15 protein-coding genes are annotated in these 17,375 nt (G+C 43.4%); 12 read left to right on the forward strand and 3 right to left on the reverse strand.

Annotation, left to right across the window (positions count from 1 at the left end; genetic code table 11):
• Nucleotides 1-268 precede the first annotated feature (268 nt).
• The 6 genes from ODU45_RS03800 (at nucleotide 269) to rpsR (ending at nucleotide 5,946) form a co-directional block, all read left to right on the forward strand.
• The gene (locus ODU45_RS03800) at nucleotides 269-1,657 is read left to right on the forward strand and encodes a dihydrolipoamide acetyltransferase (RefSeq protein WP_136647199.1); all 1,389 of its coding nucleotides are present in this window, start codon (nucleotides 269-271) and stop codon (nucleotides 1,655-1,657) included.
• A 198-nt stretch (nucleotides 1,658-1,855) separates the two neighbouring features.
• A complete protein-coding gene (gene lpdA, locus ODU45_RS03805) occupies nucleotides 1,856-3,616 on the forward strand; it encodes a dihydrolipoyl dehydrogenase (protein WP_105179576.1) in 1,761 nt (586 codons plus the stop codon).
• A gap of 100 nt (nucleotides 3,617-3,716) precedes the next feature.
• Nucleotides 3,717-4,706, forward strand: a complete 990-nt coding sequence (locus ODU45_RS03810; RefSeq protein ID WP_105179577.1) for a lipoate--protein ligase — start codon at nucleotides 3,717-3,719, stop codon at nucleotides 4,704-4,706.
• 171 nt (nucleotides 4,707-4,877) lie between these two features.
• The gene (gene rpsF, locus ODU45_RS03815) at nucleotides 4,878-5,168 is read left to right on the forward strand and encodes a 30S ribosomal protein S6 (RefSeq protein ID WP_002942403.1); all 291 of its coding nucleotides are present in this window, start codon (nucleotides 4,878-4,880) and stop codon (nucleotides 5,166-5,168) included.
• Nucleotides 5,169-5,179: 11 nt separating this feature from the next.
• Complete coding sequence (locus tag ODU45_RS03820) at nucleotides 5,180-5,674, forward strand: single-stranded DNA-binding protein (protein WP_002942409.1); 495 nt, start codon at nucleotides 5,180-5,182, stop codon at nucleotides 5,672-5,674.
• A gap of 32 nt (nucleotides 5,675-5,706) precedes the next feature.
• Nucleotides 5,707-5,946 (forward strand): 30S ribosomal protein S18, encoded by a 240-nt coding sequence (gene rpsR, locus ODU45_RS03825; RefSeq protein ID WP_002939250.1) that lies wholly within the window; start codon nucleotides 5,707-5,709, stop codon nucleotides 5,944-5,946.
• 388 nt (nucleotides 5,947-6,334) lie between these two features.
• On the opposite strand, the gene ODU45_RS03830 is transcribed toward rpsR, so the two are convergent.
• Complete coding sequence (locus tag ODU45_RS03830; RefSeq protein WP_012027735.1) at nucleotides 6,335-6,991, reverse strand: DUF1129 domain-containing protein; 657 nt, start codon at nucleotides 6,989-6,991, stop codon at nucleotides 6,335-6,337.
• A 15-nt stretch (nucleotides 6,992-7,006) separates the two neighbouring features.
• Nucleotides 7,007-7,951 carry a magnesium transporter CorA family protein gene (locus ODU45_RS03835; RefSeq protein WP_002939248.1) on the reverse strand — a complete coding sequence of 315 codons (945 nt, stop codon included), beginning with the start codon at nucleotides 7,949-7,951 and terminating at the stop codon, nucleotides 7,007-7,009.
• A gap of 682 nt (nucleotides 7,952-8,633) precedes the next feature.
• Between ODU45_RS03835 and uvrA the strand changes: the two genes are divergently transcribed.
• Nucleotides 8,634-11,459: an excinuclease ABC subunit UvrA gene (uvrA, locus tag ODU45_RS03840; RefSeq protein WP_398580804.1), complete on the forward strand. Its 2,826-nt coding sequence runs from the start codon at nucleotides 8,634-8,636 to the stop codon at nucleotides 11,457-11,459.
• A gap of 29 nt (nucleotides 11,460-11,488) precedes the next feature.
• On the opposite strand, the gene ODU45_RS03845 is transcribed toward uvrA, so the two are convergent.
• Nucleotides 11,489-11,662, reverse strand: a complete 174-nt coding sequence (locus ODU45_RS03845) for a YlcI/YnfO family protein (protein WP_169051064.1) — start codon at nucleotides 11,660-11,662, stop codon at nucleotides 11,489-11,491.
• A gap of 139 nt (nucleotides 11,663-11,801) precedes the next feature.
• Here ODU45_RS03845 and ODU45_RS03850 point away from each other — a divergent pair, with 139 nt between their 5' ends.
• From ODU45_RS03850 to ODU45_RS03870, 5 genes are all read left to right on the forward strand, one after another.
• Nucleotides 11,802-14,318, forward strand: a complete 2,517-nt coding sequence (locus ODU45_RS03850) for a G5 domain-containing protein (protein ID WP_398580805.1) — start codon at nucleotides 11,802-11,804, stop codon at nucleotides 14,316-14,318.
• 407 nt (nucleotides 14,319-14,725) lie between these two features.
• Nucleotides 14,726-15,115 carry a hypothetical protein gene (locus ODU45_RS03855; protein ID WP_398580806.1) on the forward strand — a complete coding sequence of 130 codons (390 nt, stop codon included), beginning with the start codon at nucleotides 14,726-14,728 and terminating at the stop codon, nucleotides 15,113-15,115.
• Between the two features lie 33 nt (nucleotides 15,116-15,148).
• A complete protein-coding gene (locus ODU45_RS03860) occupies nucleotides 15,149-15,814 on the forward strand; it encodes a hypothetical protein (protein ID WP_398580807.1) in 666 nt (221 codons plus the stop codon).
• Nucleotides 15,815-15,826: 12 nt separating this feature from the next.
• Nucleotides 15,827-16,174 carry a lipoprotein gene (locus tag ODU45_RS03865; protein WP_136671228.1) on the forward strand — a complete coding sequence of 116 codons (348 nt, stop codon included), beginning with the start codon at nucleotides 15,827-15,829 and terminating at the stop codon, nucleotides 16,172-16,174.
• A gap of 126 nt (nucleotides 16,175-16,300) precedes the next feature.
• The gene (locus ODU45_RS03870) at nucleotides 16,301-17,362 is read left to right on the forward strand and encodes a M24 family metallopeptidase (protein ID WP_398580808.1); all 1,062 of its coding nucleotides are present in this window, start codon (nucleotides 16,301-16,303) and stop codon (nucleotides 17,360-17,362) included.
• Nucleotides 17,363-17,375 lie beyond the last annotated feature (13 nt).

Consider the following 17,375-nt stretch of genomic DNA (forward strand, 5'->3'; position numbering starts at 1 on the left):
GCCTGCACAAAATTGACTTGTCAGAAAAGCAATCGGAAAGATGATAACCCTAATATGCTAGAAATAAAGTGTTCTAGCATGACTAAGAATGCTTGGAAAAGAATTAAGCCACTTCGATCATCGAAGTCTGGTTTGGTTCTTGACAAGGTAAGAAACTGAAAGAAAGGAATTGAACCCGTCCGGAAGACTTGGAAAAAAGATAAATCGCTACGAAAATGAGGATTTTCTATTTTTCAATCGTTTTCTGTTCGGACTTGGTATCTTAATAATGGCTATTGAAATCATTATGCCTAAGCTCGGTGTGGACATGCAAGAAGGTGAAATCATCGAGTGGAAAAAACAAGAGGGCGATTTTGTCAACGAAGGCGACGTCATCTTGGAAATGATGTCTGACAAGACCAGCATGGAGCTGGAAGCAGAAGAGTCAGGCGTCCTATTGAAAATTGTTCACGGAAACGGTGCTACCGTTCCTGTAACAGAAGTTATTGCCTACATCGGTGCTGAAGGTGAGACGGTTGAAGCCGGCGCTTCAGCTGCACCTGCTGTTGAACCAGCAGCGGCTATTGAAGAAGTACCTGCAGGTCGTACACCAGTGATTGTTGCTCCTGCAACTGCTGCCAAACCACAAGGTGGTGGCAAGGTTCGTGCGACTCCAGCAGCACGTAAATTGGCGCGTGAGCTTGGAATTGACTTGGGTCTGGTTCCAGGAACAGGTGCTAACGGTCGTGTCCACAAGGTTGACGTTGAAGACTTTAAGGGAGCAGCTCCAAAAGCAACACCGCTTGCAGCCCGTATTGCAGCAGATCAAGGTGTTGACTTGTCAACTCTTACTGGTTCAGGTGTCAATGGTAAGATTGTCAAGAACGACGTTCTTGCAGTACTTGCTCCTGCAGCTGTAGAAACTGCTGCTCCAGCACCAAAAGCAGAAGAAAAACCAGCTAAAGAATTGCCAGAAGGCGTTGAAATCATCAAGATGAGCCCAATGCGTAAGGCGATTTCAAAAGGTATGGTCAACTCTTACTTGACTGCTCCGACATTTACACTTAACTACGATATTGACATGACCAACCTCATGGCACTTCGTAAGCAAGTCCTTGAGCCAATCATGAATAAGACTGGTTTGAAAGTAACCTTTACAGATTTGATCGGTCTTGCGGTTGTTCGTACTTTGATGAAAGAAGAACACCGCTACATGAACGCATCTTTGATTAACGATGCACAAGAAATCGAATTACACAAGTTTGTCAACCTTGGTATCGCAGTAGGTCTAGATGATGGCTTGGTGGTGCCAGTTGTTCACGGCGCAGATAAGATGAGCTTATCTGACTTTGTGGTGGCTTCGAAAGATGTCATCAAGAAGGCTCAATCTGGTAAGTTGAAGGGGGCTGAAATGTCAGGTTCGACCTTCTCTATCACCAACTTGGGTATGTTTGGTACTAAAACCTTTAACCCAATCATCAACCAACCAAACTCAGCAATCCTTGGTGTAGCATCAACTGTTCAAACACCAGTTGTTATCGACGGCGAAATCAAAATCCGTCCAATCATGGCACTCTGCTTGACCATCGACCACCGTATCATTGATGGTATGAATGGTGCTAAGTTCATGGTTGACTTGAAGAACTTGCTGGAAAACCCATTGGAATTGTTGATCTGATAAGGTTTTTATTGGTCGAAAATAAAGGAATGTAGATTTCTGAATAGAAAATAAAGAAAGGGAATAAGAGCGAGAGAGTTTTAGCAATTGAACCCGAGCGGAAAGCTCGGAAAAATAGATAAATCGTTTAGAAAATCAGGATTTTCTACGATTTCCTAATTTTTCAGTCGCTTTCTCTTCGCTCTTGGTATCTTAAACATGGCAATTGAAATTATTATGCCGAAACTTGGTGTCGATATGCAAGAAGGCGAAATCATCGAGTGGAAAAAACAAGAGGGTGATTTTGTCAACGAGGGTGATGTTATCTTGGAGATGATGTCAGACAAGACAAGCATGGAATTGGAAGCGGAAGAATCAGGTGTTCTTTTGAAAATCGTTCATGGTAACGGTGCAACTGTTCCTGTAACAGAAGTCATTGCTTACCTTGGTGCAGAAGGTGAAACTGTTGAAGTGGGTGCTGCACCTGCTCCAGCTGAAGTTGCTCAAGCAACTGCCGACTTGAAAGCAGCTGGTTTGGAAGTACCTGCAGCTCCTGCAACAGCTCCACAAGCTCCTAAGGCTGAATTGGCAGCTGACGAGTACGACATGGTTGTTGTCGGTGGTGGTCCTGCTGGTTACTACGCTGCTATTCGTGGTGCTCAATTGGGCGGTAAAATCGCTATCGTTGAGAAATCAGAATTTGGTGGTACTTGCTTGAACAAGGGTTGTATCCCAACTAAGACCTACCTTAAAAACGCTGAAATCCTTGACGGCTTGAAGATCGCAGCTGAGCGCGGTATCAACCTTGCTTCAACTAACTACACCGTTGATATGGACAAGACAGTTGACTTCAAGAACAAGGTTGTGAAGACATTGACTGGTGGCGTTCAAGGTCTCTTGAAAGCTAATAAAGTGACTATCTTCAACGGTCTTGGTCAAGTAAATCCTGATAAGACTGTTGTTATTGGCGACAAGGTTATCAAAGGTCGTAGCATCATTCTTGCAACAGGTTCTAAAGTATCACGTATCAACATCCCAGGTATTGATTCTAAGTTGGTATTGACTTCTGATGATATTCTTGATTTGCGTGAAATTCCTAAGTCACTCACTGTTATGGGTGGTGGCGTAGTCGGTGTGGAACTTGGTCTGGTTTACGCATCATACGGAACAGAAGTAACCGTTGTTGAAATGGCTGACCGTATCATTCCAGGTATGGACCGCGAAGTGTCTGTTGAATTGCAAAAAGTCCTTTCTAAGAAAGGTATGAAATTCTTGACATCCGTTGGTGTATCTGAAATCGTTGAAGCTAACAACCAATTGACAATCAAATTGAACGACGGTTCAGAAATCGTTTCTGAAAAAGCCCTTCTTTCAATCGGACGTGTACCACAATTGGCTGGTCTTGAAAATCTTAACCTTGAGTTGGATCGCGGTCGTATCAAGGTTAATGCATACCAAGAAACTTCTATCCCAGGCATCTACGCACCAGGTGATGTCAACGGTACTAAGATGTTGGCACACGCTGCTTACCGTATGGGTGAAGTGGCAGCTGAAAATGCGATCCACGGTAACCACCACAAAGCTAAATTGGACTTCACACCAGCAGCGGTGTACACACACCCAGAAATCGCTATGGTTGGTTTGACTGAAGACCAAGCAATCGAGAAATACGGTAAAGAAAACATCCTTATCGGTCGCAACAGCTTCACTGGTAACGGTCGTGCAATCGCTTCTAACGAAGCACACGGTTTCGTAAAAGTTATCGCTGATAAGAAATACCATGAAATCCTTGGTGTCCACATCATCGGTCCAGTTGCAGCTGAAATGATCAACGAAGCAGCAACCATCATGGAATCTGAATTGACAGTTGACGACGTGGCAGCATCTATCCACGGTCACCCAACCTTCTCAGAAGTGATGTACGAAGCCTTCCTTGATGTGCTTGGTGTTGCGATCCACAATCCACCAAAACGTAAATAATAAGAGCCTCTAAAATACAGTAGAGAGACAGGTCTTCGGACTTGTCTTTTGTTATCGTTTCCACTATAATAAAAATTAGTTAACAATAAAGGAGTTTTGCATGAAATACATCGTAAACAACAGCAATGACCCAGCCTATAATATTGCCCTCGAAGCCTATGCCTTCAAGGAATTAACAGATATTGACGAAATTTTTATTCTCTGGATCAATGAGCCTGCCATCATTATCGGTAAGCATCAGAATGCTATTGAAGAAATCAACAAGGAATTCACAGACGAAAAGGGCATCCATGTTGTTCGCCGTCTGTCAGGTGGTGGCGCTGTCTATCATGACCTCAACAACCTTAACTACACCATTATCTCTAACAAGGCAGACGAGGGAGCTTTTGATTTCAAAACCTTCTCCAAGCCTGTGATTGATACCCTTGCGACACTAGGTGTTGAGGCGAATTTCACCGGCCGTAATGACCTGGAAATTGACGGCAAGAAAATCTGTGGTAATGCCCAAGCCTATGCTAAAGGTCGCATGATGCACCACGGTTGCTTGCTCTTTGATGTGGATATGTCAGTCCTCGCAAGCGCCCTCAAGGTCAGCAAGGACAAGATTGAGTCTAAGGGAGTCAAGTCAGTCCGTGCCCGTGTGACCAACATCAACAACGAACTGCCAGAGAAGATGACGGTCTTGGACTTCAAAGATGCTATCCTCAACCAGATGAAGCTAGAATATCCAGATATGGACGAGTATGTCTTGTCAGAAGATGACTTGGCCCGTATCCAAGAAATCCGTGATACCCAGTTTGCGACATGGGATTGGACCTACGGTCAAACACCAGAATACACGGTTGAGCGTAGCGTTCGTTATCCAGCTGGTAAAATCACAACCTACATCAAGGCTGAAAAATCCGTCATCGAATCCATCAAGATTTACGGAGACTTCTTCGGTATCGGTGATGTATCAGATATTGAAGATTTGCTGGTAGGCACTCGCTACGAATACGCAGATGTCCTAGCGAAACTCCAAGAAATCGACACAACACACTATTTCTCACGCATGACAACAGAAGAAGTAGCAAAAGCGATTGTAGCTTAATCCATAGGGCTGCCCTTTGTTTGGGCAGTCTTTATTTTTTGTGAAAATGTTTTCGGAAAACTGTTTTCGCTTGCACATTTTCTATATTATGGTATAATTATTTTCTGTGAGTATCCCTCACTTACTCGTGGCTAGACCATGAGTCATTAGACCAAAAGGAGGAACATATCAATGGCTAAATACGAAATTCTTTATATTATTCGTCCAAACATTGAAGAAGAAGCTAAAAACGCTTTGGTAGCACGCTTTGACTCTATCTTGACTGACAACGGTGCAACTATCGTTGAATCAAAAGCATGGGAAAAACGTCGCCTTGCATACGAAATCAAAGATTTCCGCGAAGGTTTGTACCACATCGTTAACGTTGAAGCTAACAACGATGAAGCTCTTAAAGAGTTTGACCGTTTGTCAAAAATCAACGGCGACATTCTTCGTCACATGATTGTCAAACTTGACGCGTAAGAAGGTGTTGTATGATTAATAATGTAGTATTGGTTGGTCGTATGACCCGTGATGCAGAACTTCGTTATACTCCGTCTAATCAAGCTGTTGCGACTTTTACTTTGGCGGTTAACCGCAATTTTAAAAATCAAAACGGTGAGCGTGAAGCGGACTTTATCAACGTAGTCATTTGGCGTCAACAAGCTGAGAATTTGGCGAATTGGGCTAAGAAAGGTGCTCTGATTGGTGTTACAGGTCGTATCCAGACTCGTAGCTATGACAATCAGCAAGGGCAACGTGTCTACGTTACTGAGGTAGTTGCAGAAAGTTTCCAACTCTTGGAAAGCCGTACTGCCCGTGAAGGTCAAGGTGGAGGCTATTCAGCTGGCAACTCGTTTGCTGGAGGAAATGACTATAACTCACCTTATCAAGCACCTGCACAATCTACACCAAACTTCGCTCGAGAAGAAAGTCCATTTGGAGCAAGCAATCCAATGGACATATCAGACGATGACCTACCATTCTAGGTCAAAAATTAATAATATAAAGGAGAACACACATGGCTCAACAACGTCGTGGCGGTTTCAAACGCCGTAAAAAAGTTGACTATATCGCAGCTAACAAAATTGAATATGTTGATTACAAAGATACTGAGCTTCTTAGCCGTTTCATTTCTGAACGTGGAAAAATCCTTCCACGCCGTGTAACTGGAACTTCAGCTAAAAACCAACGTAAAGTAACAACAGCTATCAAACGTGCTCGCGTTATGGCTCTTTTACCATTCGTAAACGAAGATTAAAAAAACAACCCCGACGGGTTGTTTTTTCATGAGCTCGGAAATTAGAAGGCGAATTGAGACCCTGACGGGTCTTTTTAGCTTGTGCCCTAGAAACTGGAAAGGCGCAATCGCCCTGTGTGGCGATTTTTTCTTGCGCTCTAGAAATGCGAAAAGTGCAATAACAGAATGGTTCATTTTTCATGAGCTCGAAATTAAGAAAATGAATTAAGTTCTTGAATGGACTGTTTCAACCCGAGCCAAGAAGTTAGAAAGCGAGGCACGGTCTGGGGATAGACTATTTTAGCAGAGTACATAGATAAGTGATAGCGGATAAAGTTCTCGGGTGATTTGATAGCTGGACTGTATAGATAAACAAAAGCGACTGGAATATTCCAATCGCTTTGTTTTATTATTGAACTGGGGACATGGCATTGCGAATGTTATATTTCTTTTTCAAGAGGTAGCGTGCACCGAAAGCAGCAGCTCCGATAAGAATAGTAACAAGCGGAGGGAGAACTGGATTAAATGCGGCTGGAATCAGTGCTGCTAGAATGAAAACGACTGACCAAGCCAGCGTAGCAAGTCCGAGAAAAGCGATAGCTTTCAGCAATTTAGGACGTTGCCCAGTTTTAATTTGTTCTCTATAAACGAAATGGTACATCAAGTACATCCCTGCACCAACACCGAAACCGATGACAAATAAGGTCAATAGCCCATACTGTGCACCTTGGCCAAAAAGATTCATCAAACCATTGATACCAGCAATAATTGCAAGCATGAAAAGACTAGAATCTAGCCACATCAACCATGGATTTTCATTGTATTCCACTTGGTCTTTCTTTTCCTGTTCAGAAATTGTCTTACTAGCAGCCCACTCACTTGGTGCTCCATAGAGATTACGGGCAGTCACGCCAGTTTTTTGCTTTTCAATGATAGTTGGTAAAATTTCTTCCAAGAGTTCTTTGATTTCGCTATCAGACTTTCCATCTTTAATCAGTTGGTTGGTCGCAATATGGATAAATTCTTGGTTCTTTTTTGTTAATCCGTTGATTTCTGTAAATGACATGTTAATCTCCTTAGGTTAAAACCATCTCTTACGGATGAAGTAGAAGGTGAGTGATAGGCTGATTGCAAATGCGAAGAGGATAATCCACCAAAAAGCATAGGGAATATCGTTAAAAGGAATGATGTTGTCCTTAAAGTTCATACCGTATGCAGAGAAGACCATGGTTGGGATAGAGAGAACGATTGTCACTAATGCCAAGGTTTTCATGATGGTATTCTGGTTGTTAGAAATGATAGAAGCAAAGGCATGGGTCATAGAGTTCAGGATGGAACCATAGATGTCTGCCATCTCAATGGCCTGTTGGGTTTCGACCAAGGTATCTTCAAGCAAATCCTCATCCTCTTCATACTTACGGAGTAGACGTGAGGAACTAGCAAGTTTTTTGACCAAACGCTCATTGGTTTTGAGGGAAGCCTTGAAGTAGACGATGGTTTTTTCCAATTCCATGAGTACAATTAATTCTTCATTTCGAGTAGCCTCATGGAGTTGCTTCTCAATCTCTTCGCTCTTTCTGTCAATGGTCCGTAGGGCTGACAAGTAGAGTTGAGCATTGCGGTAGAGAATTTGGAAAACGAAACGAGACTTCATGAAAGTGAAGAAATTTCGTAGACGACGATGGATAAACTGCTCAAACAGTGGCAACGGTTCCAAACAAGTCGTGATAATCGCATCATCTGTTAGAATAATTCCCAAAGGAATAGTAATATAATATGTCTTGTTGTTTCGTTCTTCAAGAATTGGGACGTCGACCAGGATGAGCGTATAGTCATCTTCGACAGTGATACGAGAGGATTCTTCCGCATCGAGCGGTGCTCGCAGGTCAGCGATGTCAATTTTATAGTGCTCAGCCACTTCCATAGACTCGCTCTGGGAGGGGTTGACCAAATTAATCCAAGCCCCTGGTTCAAAGGTTTGGATTTCTTCTAAATCAGTCATGGTTGATAGAAAAATTTGTTTCATATCTTTGCCCTCCTTTTATCTTTGTTGCGTTAACGCAACCTCTATTATACCAAAAAATGTGCAGTTTCGGAAAGGTTTTATATAGAAATGTGTTATAATATGTAGACATTTAAGCGAATAAGTTGTACGGACTTTTCCTTATTCCGTATACCATAGCTTAGAGCCTCTTAAGAAAGGAATTGAATGCGTGCTAAAAGCCTAGCAAAAAAGATACGCAGTCGTTTCAGCTTCAGCTGATTACGGATGTGGATGCTGTAAAGTGCAAATCTTCTTGTGTGTTTGGCACACTTTGCAGATTTCCTATTTTTGTATAGTTTTCTTAACGTGAGATTTTCAAAACGATATTTTTTGAAAATCGAGCCAATACAAGATATAGAAATTGCCATAGGCAGTTTCGTCTGGTGTCGCGGAGTTAATCGACCGTCACCAGTTATCTTGTGAACGCACTTATGTTAGAAAGGAATTGAACACGGGCTAATGATGTTGGTGTAATGAGGAAAACTGCGTTTTCCCTATTTCCCGATCGTAACAGTCTCCCAGACTGTTACAACGCCCTTTGTATCTTTAGAAAGGATTTGAATGCGTGCTAAAAGCGTCGAGAAAAAGACAAAATGTTTTGTCACGAAGTGACGTCACATTTTCCTATTTTCTTCTCGCTTTCTTAACGCACTTATATCATGTTATGCAAGAAAATATTGTGATTCATGGGGCGCGTGCCCATAATTTAAAAAATATTGATGTGACCATTCCGCGTGAGAAGTTGGTGGTGGTGACTGGTTTGTCGGGGTCTGGTAAGTCGAGTTTGGCTTTTGATACCTTGTATGCCGAAGGTCAACGCCGTTATGTAGAGTCTTTGTCTGCCTATGCTCGTCAGTTCTTGGGCAACATGGACAAGCCCGATGTGGATTCCATAGAGGGTCTCAGCCCTGCTATTTCCATAGACCAAAAAACAACCTCGCGTAACCCGCGTTCGACGGTTGGAACGGCAACGGAAATCAATGACTATCTCCGCCTACTTTATGCTCGGGTCGGGGTACCTTACTGTATCAATGGTCATGGTGCAATTGCGGCTTCTTCGGTGGAACAAATCGTTGATGAGGTCTTGGAATTGCCTGAACGCCAGCGTTTGCAGATTTTAGCCCCTATTGTGCGAAAGAAAAAGGGGCAGCACAAGACCATTTTTGAGAAAGTGCAGAAGGATGGCTATGTTCGGGTCCGGGTCAATGGTGATGTCTATGATGTGTCGGAAGTGCCTGAATTGTCCAAGAGTAAGGCTCACAACATTGAGGTCGTGGTCGATCGGATTGTCATCAAAGAAGGCATTCGTTCGCGACTTTTTGACTCCATTGAGGCGGCTCTGCGGATTGCGGACGGCTATGTCATCATCGATACTATGGATGAGAAGGAACTGCTTTTCTCTGAGTACTATGCCTGTCCAGTTTGTGGCTTTACGGTGCCTGAGTTGGAGCCTCGTCTTTTCTCATTCAATGCTCCTTTTGGGTCTTGTAGCGACTGTGACGGTTTGGGCATGAAGCTAGAAGTGGATACAGATTTGATTGTCCCAGATGCCAGCAAGACCTTGCGTGAGGGTGCTTTGGCTCCTTGGAATCCAATCTCTTCCAACTATTATCCTCAGATGCTGGAGCAAGCTATGAACCATTTTGGTGTGGACATGGACAAGCCTTTCGAGGAATTGACAGAAGAGGAGAAGAACCTGATTTTCAATGGTTCTGACGGAAAAGAATTCCATTTCCATTATGAAAATGAGTTCGGTGGAGTGCGTGATATTGACATTCCATTTGAAGGCTTGATTACTAACATTAACCGCCGCTACCGTGAAACCAATAGTGATTACACGCGGACTGTCATGAAGGCCTATATGAATGAATTGACCTGTGGGACCTGCCACGGCTATCGCCTCAATGACCAAGCTCTTTCTGTTAAAGTTGGTGGCGAGCAAGGACTTCATATCGGGCAGTTGTCTGACTTGTCCGTAGCAGATCATCTGGAAGTCATTGAAAATCTGACCTTGTCTGAAAATGAAGCAACCATTGCGACACCGATTGTCAAGGAAATCAAGGACCGCCTGTCCTTCCTTAATAACGTTGGTCTCAACTATCTGACTCTTTCACGAGCAGCAGGTACGCTTTCGGGTGGGGAGAGTCAGCGGATCCGTCTGGCAACCCAGATTGGCTCCAACCTGTCTGGTGTTCTCTATATTCTGGATGAGCCATCGATTGGTTTGCACCAGCGGGACAATGACCGCCTCATTGCCAGTCTGAAAAAGATGCGAGATTTGGGAAATACCTTGATTGTGGTGGAGCACGATGAGGACACCATGCGGGAGGCGGACTGGTTGATTGATATCGGTCCAGGTGCAGGTGTCTTCGGTGGAGAAATCGTTGCTTCTGGAACGCCTGCCCAAGTAGCCAAAAACAAGAAATCAATCACAGGCCAGTACCTGTCTGGCAAACGAGAAATTCCAGTGCCTCTAGAACGCCGTGTCGGAAATGGTCGTTTCCTGGAGGTAACAGGTGCCAAGGAAAACAACCTGCAGGATGTGACGGTCCGTTTCCCACTCGGAAAATTTGTGGCGGTGACAGGGGTGTCTGGCTCTGGTAAGTCAACTCTGGTCAACTCTATTTTGAAAAAAGCTATCGCCCAGAAACTTAATCGCAATTCGGACAAGCCAGGCAAGTTCAAGTCCATTTCTGGAATTGAACATTTGGATCGCCTGATTGATATTGACCAAAGTCCGATTGGACGGACACCGCGTTCCAACCCAGCTACCTATACAGGTGTCTTTGACGATATTCGTGACCTCTTTGCCCAGACCAATGAAGCGAAAATCCGTGGCTACAAGAAGGGGCGTTTCTCCTTTAACGTCAAAGGTGGTCGTTGTGAAGCCTGTTCGGGTGACGGGATTATCAAGATCGAAATGCACTTCCTGCCAGATGTCTTTGTGCCTTGTGAAGTCTGTCATGGGCACCGCTACAATTCTGAAACCTTGGAAGTACACTACAAGGAGAAAAATATCGCTCAGGTCCTTGATATGACGGTCAATGATGCGGTCGAGTTCTTCAAACACATTCCAAAAATCGAACGCAAGCTCCGCACCATTCAAGATGTGGGCTTGGGCTATGTGACTTTGGGACAACCTGCGACAACCCTGTCAGGTGGGGAGGCCCAGCGGATGAAATTGGCTTCTGAACTCCACAAGCGGTCAACTGGTAAGTCCCTCTATATCTTGGATGAGCCAACGACTGGCCTGCATACTGAGGACATTGCCCAGTTGCTCAAGGTCTTGGCCCGATTTGTCGATGACGGCAACACTGTCCTTGTCATCGAGCACAATCTGGATGTCATTAAGACAGCAGACCACATTATCGACATGGGACCGGAAGGCGGTGTCGGTGGCGGTACTGTTGTCGCGACAGGAACACCAGAAGAAGTTGTTCAAAATCCAGCCAGCTTTACGGGTCAGTATCTGAAAATGAAGTTGAAATAAGCAAGTAAAAAAGAGCCGTCGGCTCTTTTTTACTGCTCTTTATCCATATTATTCAAGGCATAGTCACAGGCCTGAATGACAAAACTGGAGAAGCTTACATCCTTTCTTACGATTGCTTCCTCAATTCTATCTACCAACTCTGACGGAAATCGAATGGTTTTGATTTCTGTTTCTTTTTTATCAGATTTAAGTTTAAATACCATTTACATGCTCCTTATCACAAGTGTATAGTGAATTGAAGCAATAATAAATACTACAAAATGTAATACAAACTGTATTGGAATTACACAAAAGAAAATAGTAAAATATTTTTGAAGACTATTTCATAAAAGGGAGAATTATATGGTTTATAGTAGAACTCAGCGTATTCAAGAAGAAAAGAAACAGCGTTTACGATATGGGATTCGTAAATTTACAGGCTTAGGAGCTGCATCTGCTCTATTAGGAGTAGGTTTACTAACAAGTTTATCGGTTCATGCACAGACTAAGACTGCAGAGGTTCGTTATGATTATGTAACGACTGAGGAATTGACTGAGGCGGAGAAAAAGGCGATTTTTACAGAGCTTCCAGCTCAGGTGACAGAAGATGTGACCTACTATCTTGTGTATAGGAAAGCAGGGTCTTCAATTTTGCCACAAACAGGGGCAAACACAGGTGTATTAGCCGGAGCTATTGGGGCAGGCTTGCTGCTGGTGGGTATAACTGTTGGTCGGAAAAATCAACGGTTGGTTCGCTCAGCAATGACCTTGACCTTGGTAGGAGGAAGTATAGTCTTTACCTCTGTATCTGCCGTGACGGTTGCCCAGCTGGCTCAGTATGGTCAAACTCAAACCTTGACAGTAGGGGCGGCACTCCCAGATGGAAAGATTTCAATTGCAGGTTATGAGTTTGTAGGTTATTTGGAAGGGCAAAAGCAGAGCAGTGAGACAAGTCCAGCACTGCCTACGGGTTCAATAGATAAGGCAGAAGAAATTGAGAATCTACCTGTCCAATCACCCCAACCAGCAGATGAGAACAAATCAGACATCCCAACAGAACCAATTCCGTCAGAGGACAAGGTAACAGACACTCCGACAGAACTAACCCCGTCTGAAGACAAGGTTGAAGAAGTCCCAGCAGAAAGTAAGCCAGCAGAGAAACCTGTTGAAGAAACAGGTGGTGGTCAGGTTATCGGTACAGAAGACAAGGTTATTTCAGAAACGGAGAAACCAGTCCAGCCAGAAATACCTGCTCCAGTGGAAAAACCAGCTGTACCAGGGGATACGGAAACGACTGTTACACCTGGTAAGGAACAACCTGTTAGTCCAGAACTTCCAACTAATCCAGCAGAACCAGATCGACCTGTTGATACAGTTCGAACAGATGTAGAGAAACAGGTAACGGTTATCAAGTATGGAACTAGCTATGTGAAAGATACAAGTTTGCCAGCTGGAGAAAGCAAGGTTCTTACACAAGGTGTGGATGGAAAGGAAATAGTCACCACTAAAGTGACTTATACCAATAATGTAGAGACCGCTCGTGAGATCGTTGCGACTGAAACAATTGCCTCTGTTACAGAAGTAATTGCCTATAATGATGAGGTTTCTAAAAATCGAGAAGAGCTTGTCGAGAGCTTGGCAACTATTTCATTTGCTACAGAACGCCGTGCCAATGCGGATCTGGAAGTAGGTTCCGAACGTGTACTGGTAGCAGGAGTTAACGGACAAACCAAGACCCTTACTAAGAAAATCTACGATTCTACAGGTGCAGTCATGAGTGAAGAAGTGGTCAGCACCGAAGTTATTGCCCAACCAGTTACGCAAGTCATTGAATACGGCACTAAGCCAAAAGCGGTTGTTGAGACAACAGAGGAAACTAAGGTCACAGAGCTTGACTACACTGTTGAAACTCGTCAGAATCCAGACTTGGAAAAAGGTCAAACCCGTACACTTACAAAAGGAAGAAAGGGAACACTAACCCAAACCTACCGCATTACTAAAACAAACGGTAATGAAACGGCGCGTGAACTAGTAAAAGAAGAGCGTGTCGAACCGGTAAATGAGATTATTGAAGTCGGTACAAAGGCTGTTGTTCGTTACCAAACTCGCCAAGAAACAAGTGTCATTCCATTTACTACAGAAACTCGTCAGGTGGATAGCTTATTTGAAGAAGAAAGTCGTGAGTTGGTAGCAGGAGTAGATGGTCAGCAAACACAGACCTATAAGGATACCTATGTGGACGGCGTCAAGGTCGCCTCTGAAATGGTGGGTCAACCAGAGGTTATTCAGCCAATTAAGCGTATAGTAGAAGTTGGCGCCAAGAAAGAAGAGACGAGTCAAGTTCTGACAGAAACGGAAGTGCTTGCCTATACTTCAATCAAGGAAGAAGATTCGAATCTCCCAGAAGGTGAAACAAAAATCAAAGTTCAGGGAGTAAACGGGGAGCGTAAGGTCCGTATCACACGGGTCACCAATAACCGTACTGGTCAAGTAAGCGAAGCCCGCGAGGTCATCTCTGAGACTGCACCAGTCAACGAGGTCCTTGTGGTCGGTACCAAACCTGCAAGCACTAACTTGCTTGATAAGAAGACCTTGACGCTGGACGAGTTTATGTCTCTTACTGAGGAGGAACAGGACGCCTTTATCGCCAAGAAGGGTCACTATGTAACTGGCGACGACATTCGAACTGGTGCCACCAAAGAGACCTTTGAGAAGATAGAAAAACTTATCAATATAGATAAACTCAACAACGAGTTTGCTCGCTTACTCAACCAAGCTCGAGCTGCTGAAGGCTTGCCTCCTGTGTCCTATGCTGGTAAGAACTCTGTTGCCCAGTCTGCGGCGACTGCCCGTGCTAACGAAATGGCCGGACCACGGTAGTATTCGCTACCAGGGAACCGAGGAGGGTAAACACAAGCGTCCAGACGGGTCCAAGTGGACAACTATCTACACGGCAGAGCAGAGCGCCCGTCAAGGCTGGCGCGGAGAAAACGCTCTTCAGTGGAGAGTTCTCTCTGCTGAAAGAGTCTCCAACGAGATAGAGTTAGCTGACAGTTTATTCAACGAGTGGATGAACTCCGCTGGCCACAAGGCTGTCATGATGAAGCCTTACAGTAACCTTCAGGTGGCGATAGGTATCGGACTCAACGACAAGGGCATCGAGACCACTTACCGAAATGGTGTGACCGTGGCTATGTTGGAGCTCATCCAGCCGAAACCGTAGAAGAACATGCTTAATAAATAAACTGTCGAAATTGTATGATTAATATTAAATTATAGGGGATAATATGAAAAAGTATCTATTAAAATTGTTGTTAGCAACATCAACTTTAAGTCTAGTAGCTTGTGGTCAGACGGAACAGACTAGTCAAGTGAATCAAGAAACCTCCAGTAGTACACAAAAGGTAACTGAAAGTTCAAGTACAACGAAGAGTGAGAAAGTGGTCAACAGTCCAGATGACTTTCCTCGTGTAGATGAAAATACTGAAATCGATGCTGAAGCAAAGAAGGCTGTAAAAGACTATGTGGGATACTATTCAGGAGTAGTTGAAATTCCGTCAGCTGAAACAAGTCATGCTTCCGACGATAATTTGACCGTATTTTATAAGATTGATTTTGCAATCAATGAAGATGGTAGTTATGAATTGTATCTAGAGCGAGATGTTCCTGGAAGTTAAATAGGGCATTTGTATGTCACAAAAGACAATCAAATGAATGCTAAAATAAAGGTTGGTGAACTTCATCAAGGTAAGTTCGAACTAGAATATGGACAACTGTTGCTTTCAGAAGGTCCTAGCCTAACTCAAGGTTTTCTTGGAGAAGACGGAGAATTATTGGCAATGTATGGCTTTTATGGCAGTGATACACCAACAAACTATCTTGGTGTAACAGATAATGATGAGATTGTTGTAAAAGACGGGAAAGTCCAAGCTACCTTTTATTTATCTGCTTATACCAACAAAGCAACTGTCATTGACCTTGAAAAACAAACGACAAGACCAGCATCGTTGAAGTACAGTACAGAACAGATTAGCCAATATTCAGCGGAACATTACAAAGAATTGGGGATGGCGTCTGAAGTGACCTATCAGTACAATACAGTAAATGAGTTTCTACAGGCACTTAGATTGCGTCATACGACTCAGAAAAAAACGTTAGAAAAAATAAAAGTTGTTGATGGTAGTAGTCTCACTGGTTATTATACTTCTGATAATAAGGAAATTAAAAATATTAAATTTGCGATATTCGATGGGCTATCTAACTCTTACTATGTTTATACGGGAGATAAGGTTTATCAACTCGAAAATGAACATGAAGCCAAAGAAATAAAAGTTATACCAGAACTCATTGATTACATTAGTTACTCTGTAGGTTAAAAGGAGAGTAGGATGAAAAAATTATTAGCTTTTATTTTAACGAGCATCACCGTGTTATTTTTAACTGCCTGCGGTGCTAAAAATGATAATGGAACCTATACCTATTCAAGGGAAAAAGACGGCACTACTTACACAGTAATTATCAAAATTGAAAATAATACTGGAACCCTTACTTTTGAAGAAAAAGGGGAAGATGGTCAAACCCAGTCTAAAGAACAAGGCCTGACTGTTGATCAGGAGAGAAAAACTCTAACAGCAGAAAATGATAATTCGACCGTGGATTATGAAATTGTTGATGGGGTCCTAACATTAGACACTACTGATTCAACACTGAGAAACGCGGAATTCACAAAAGATTAAAGAACGCTATTCTCTGCGTTTAGTATGAAAAAGTCGCCTCTGCGGCTTTTTTCTCTATCTGCTGGAAAGAATTGGTATTTGTCTGTATTTCTGCTATAATAGTTACAAAATCTTTGGAGGTGTAGAATGCAAAAAAGACTTGAAAAAATTGAAGCAAAATTAGCTCAATCAGATGTGGAGGGTATTTTGGTAACAGGACAGAACAATATTTACTACCTAACTGGTTTTTGGGGAACAGAGGCGACAGTCTTCATCAGTGGCAAGCGTCGCTTGTTTGTGACTGATTCGCGTTATACTTTGATAGCCAAGGCATCAGTAAAAGGTTTTGATATTATCGAGAGCCGTTTTGCCCTTGAAGAGATTGCAAAGGTGATTAAGGAAGATGGGCTTGAAACCATTGGTTTTGATAGCCAGGTGACCTATGGTTTCTATCAAAGTCTGACCAGCATTTTTGAGGGCTACCAACTGGTTGCTATGTCAAACTTTATCGAAGACTTGCGCATGATTAAGGATGAGAAAGAAATTGCGACCATTCGCCGTGCATGTCAAATTTCGGACCAGGCTTTTATTGATGTTCTTGACTTTATCAAACCAGGTCAGACGACTGAGATGGACGTCAATCATTTCCTTGACCACCGCATGCGTCAACTCGGTGCAGAAGGGGCATCATTTGAGTTCATCGTGGCATCTGGCTACCGCTCTGCTATGCCTCATGGAAGAGCGTCTGAAAAGGTTATCCAAACTGGTGAGACCTTGACGCTGGATTTTGGTTGCTATTACCAGCATTATGTCAGCGATATGACACGGACCATCCATATCGGTCATGTGACAGATCAAGAGCGTGAGATTTACGATGTGGTCTTGCGTGCCAATAAGGCTTTAATTGAGCAGGCCAAGGAAGGAGTCACCTACCGCGAGTTTGACGCTATTCCTCGTGAGATTATCAATGCGGCGGGGTACGGAGCCAACTTTACACATGGCATCGGTCACGGTATCGGTTTAGATATTCATGAGTATCCGTATTTTGGAAAATCTGACGAGACTATCAAGGCAGGTATGGTCTTGACGGATGAGCCAGGTATCTATTTGGATGACAAATATGGTGTCCGTATCGAAGATGACCTATTGATTACGGAAAACGGTTGTGAAGTCTTGACATTAGCTCCCAAGGAATTGATTGTCATTTGAGAAATTTGACAGT

Source organism: Streptococcus sp. 2022WUSS135, from assembly GCF_044427045.1.
GTDB classification, from domain to species: domain Bacteria; phylum Bacillota; class Bacilli; order Lactobacillales; family Streptococcaceae; genus Streptococcus; species Streptococcus hashimotonensis.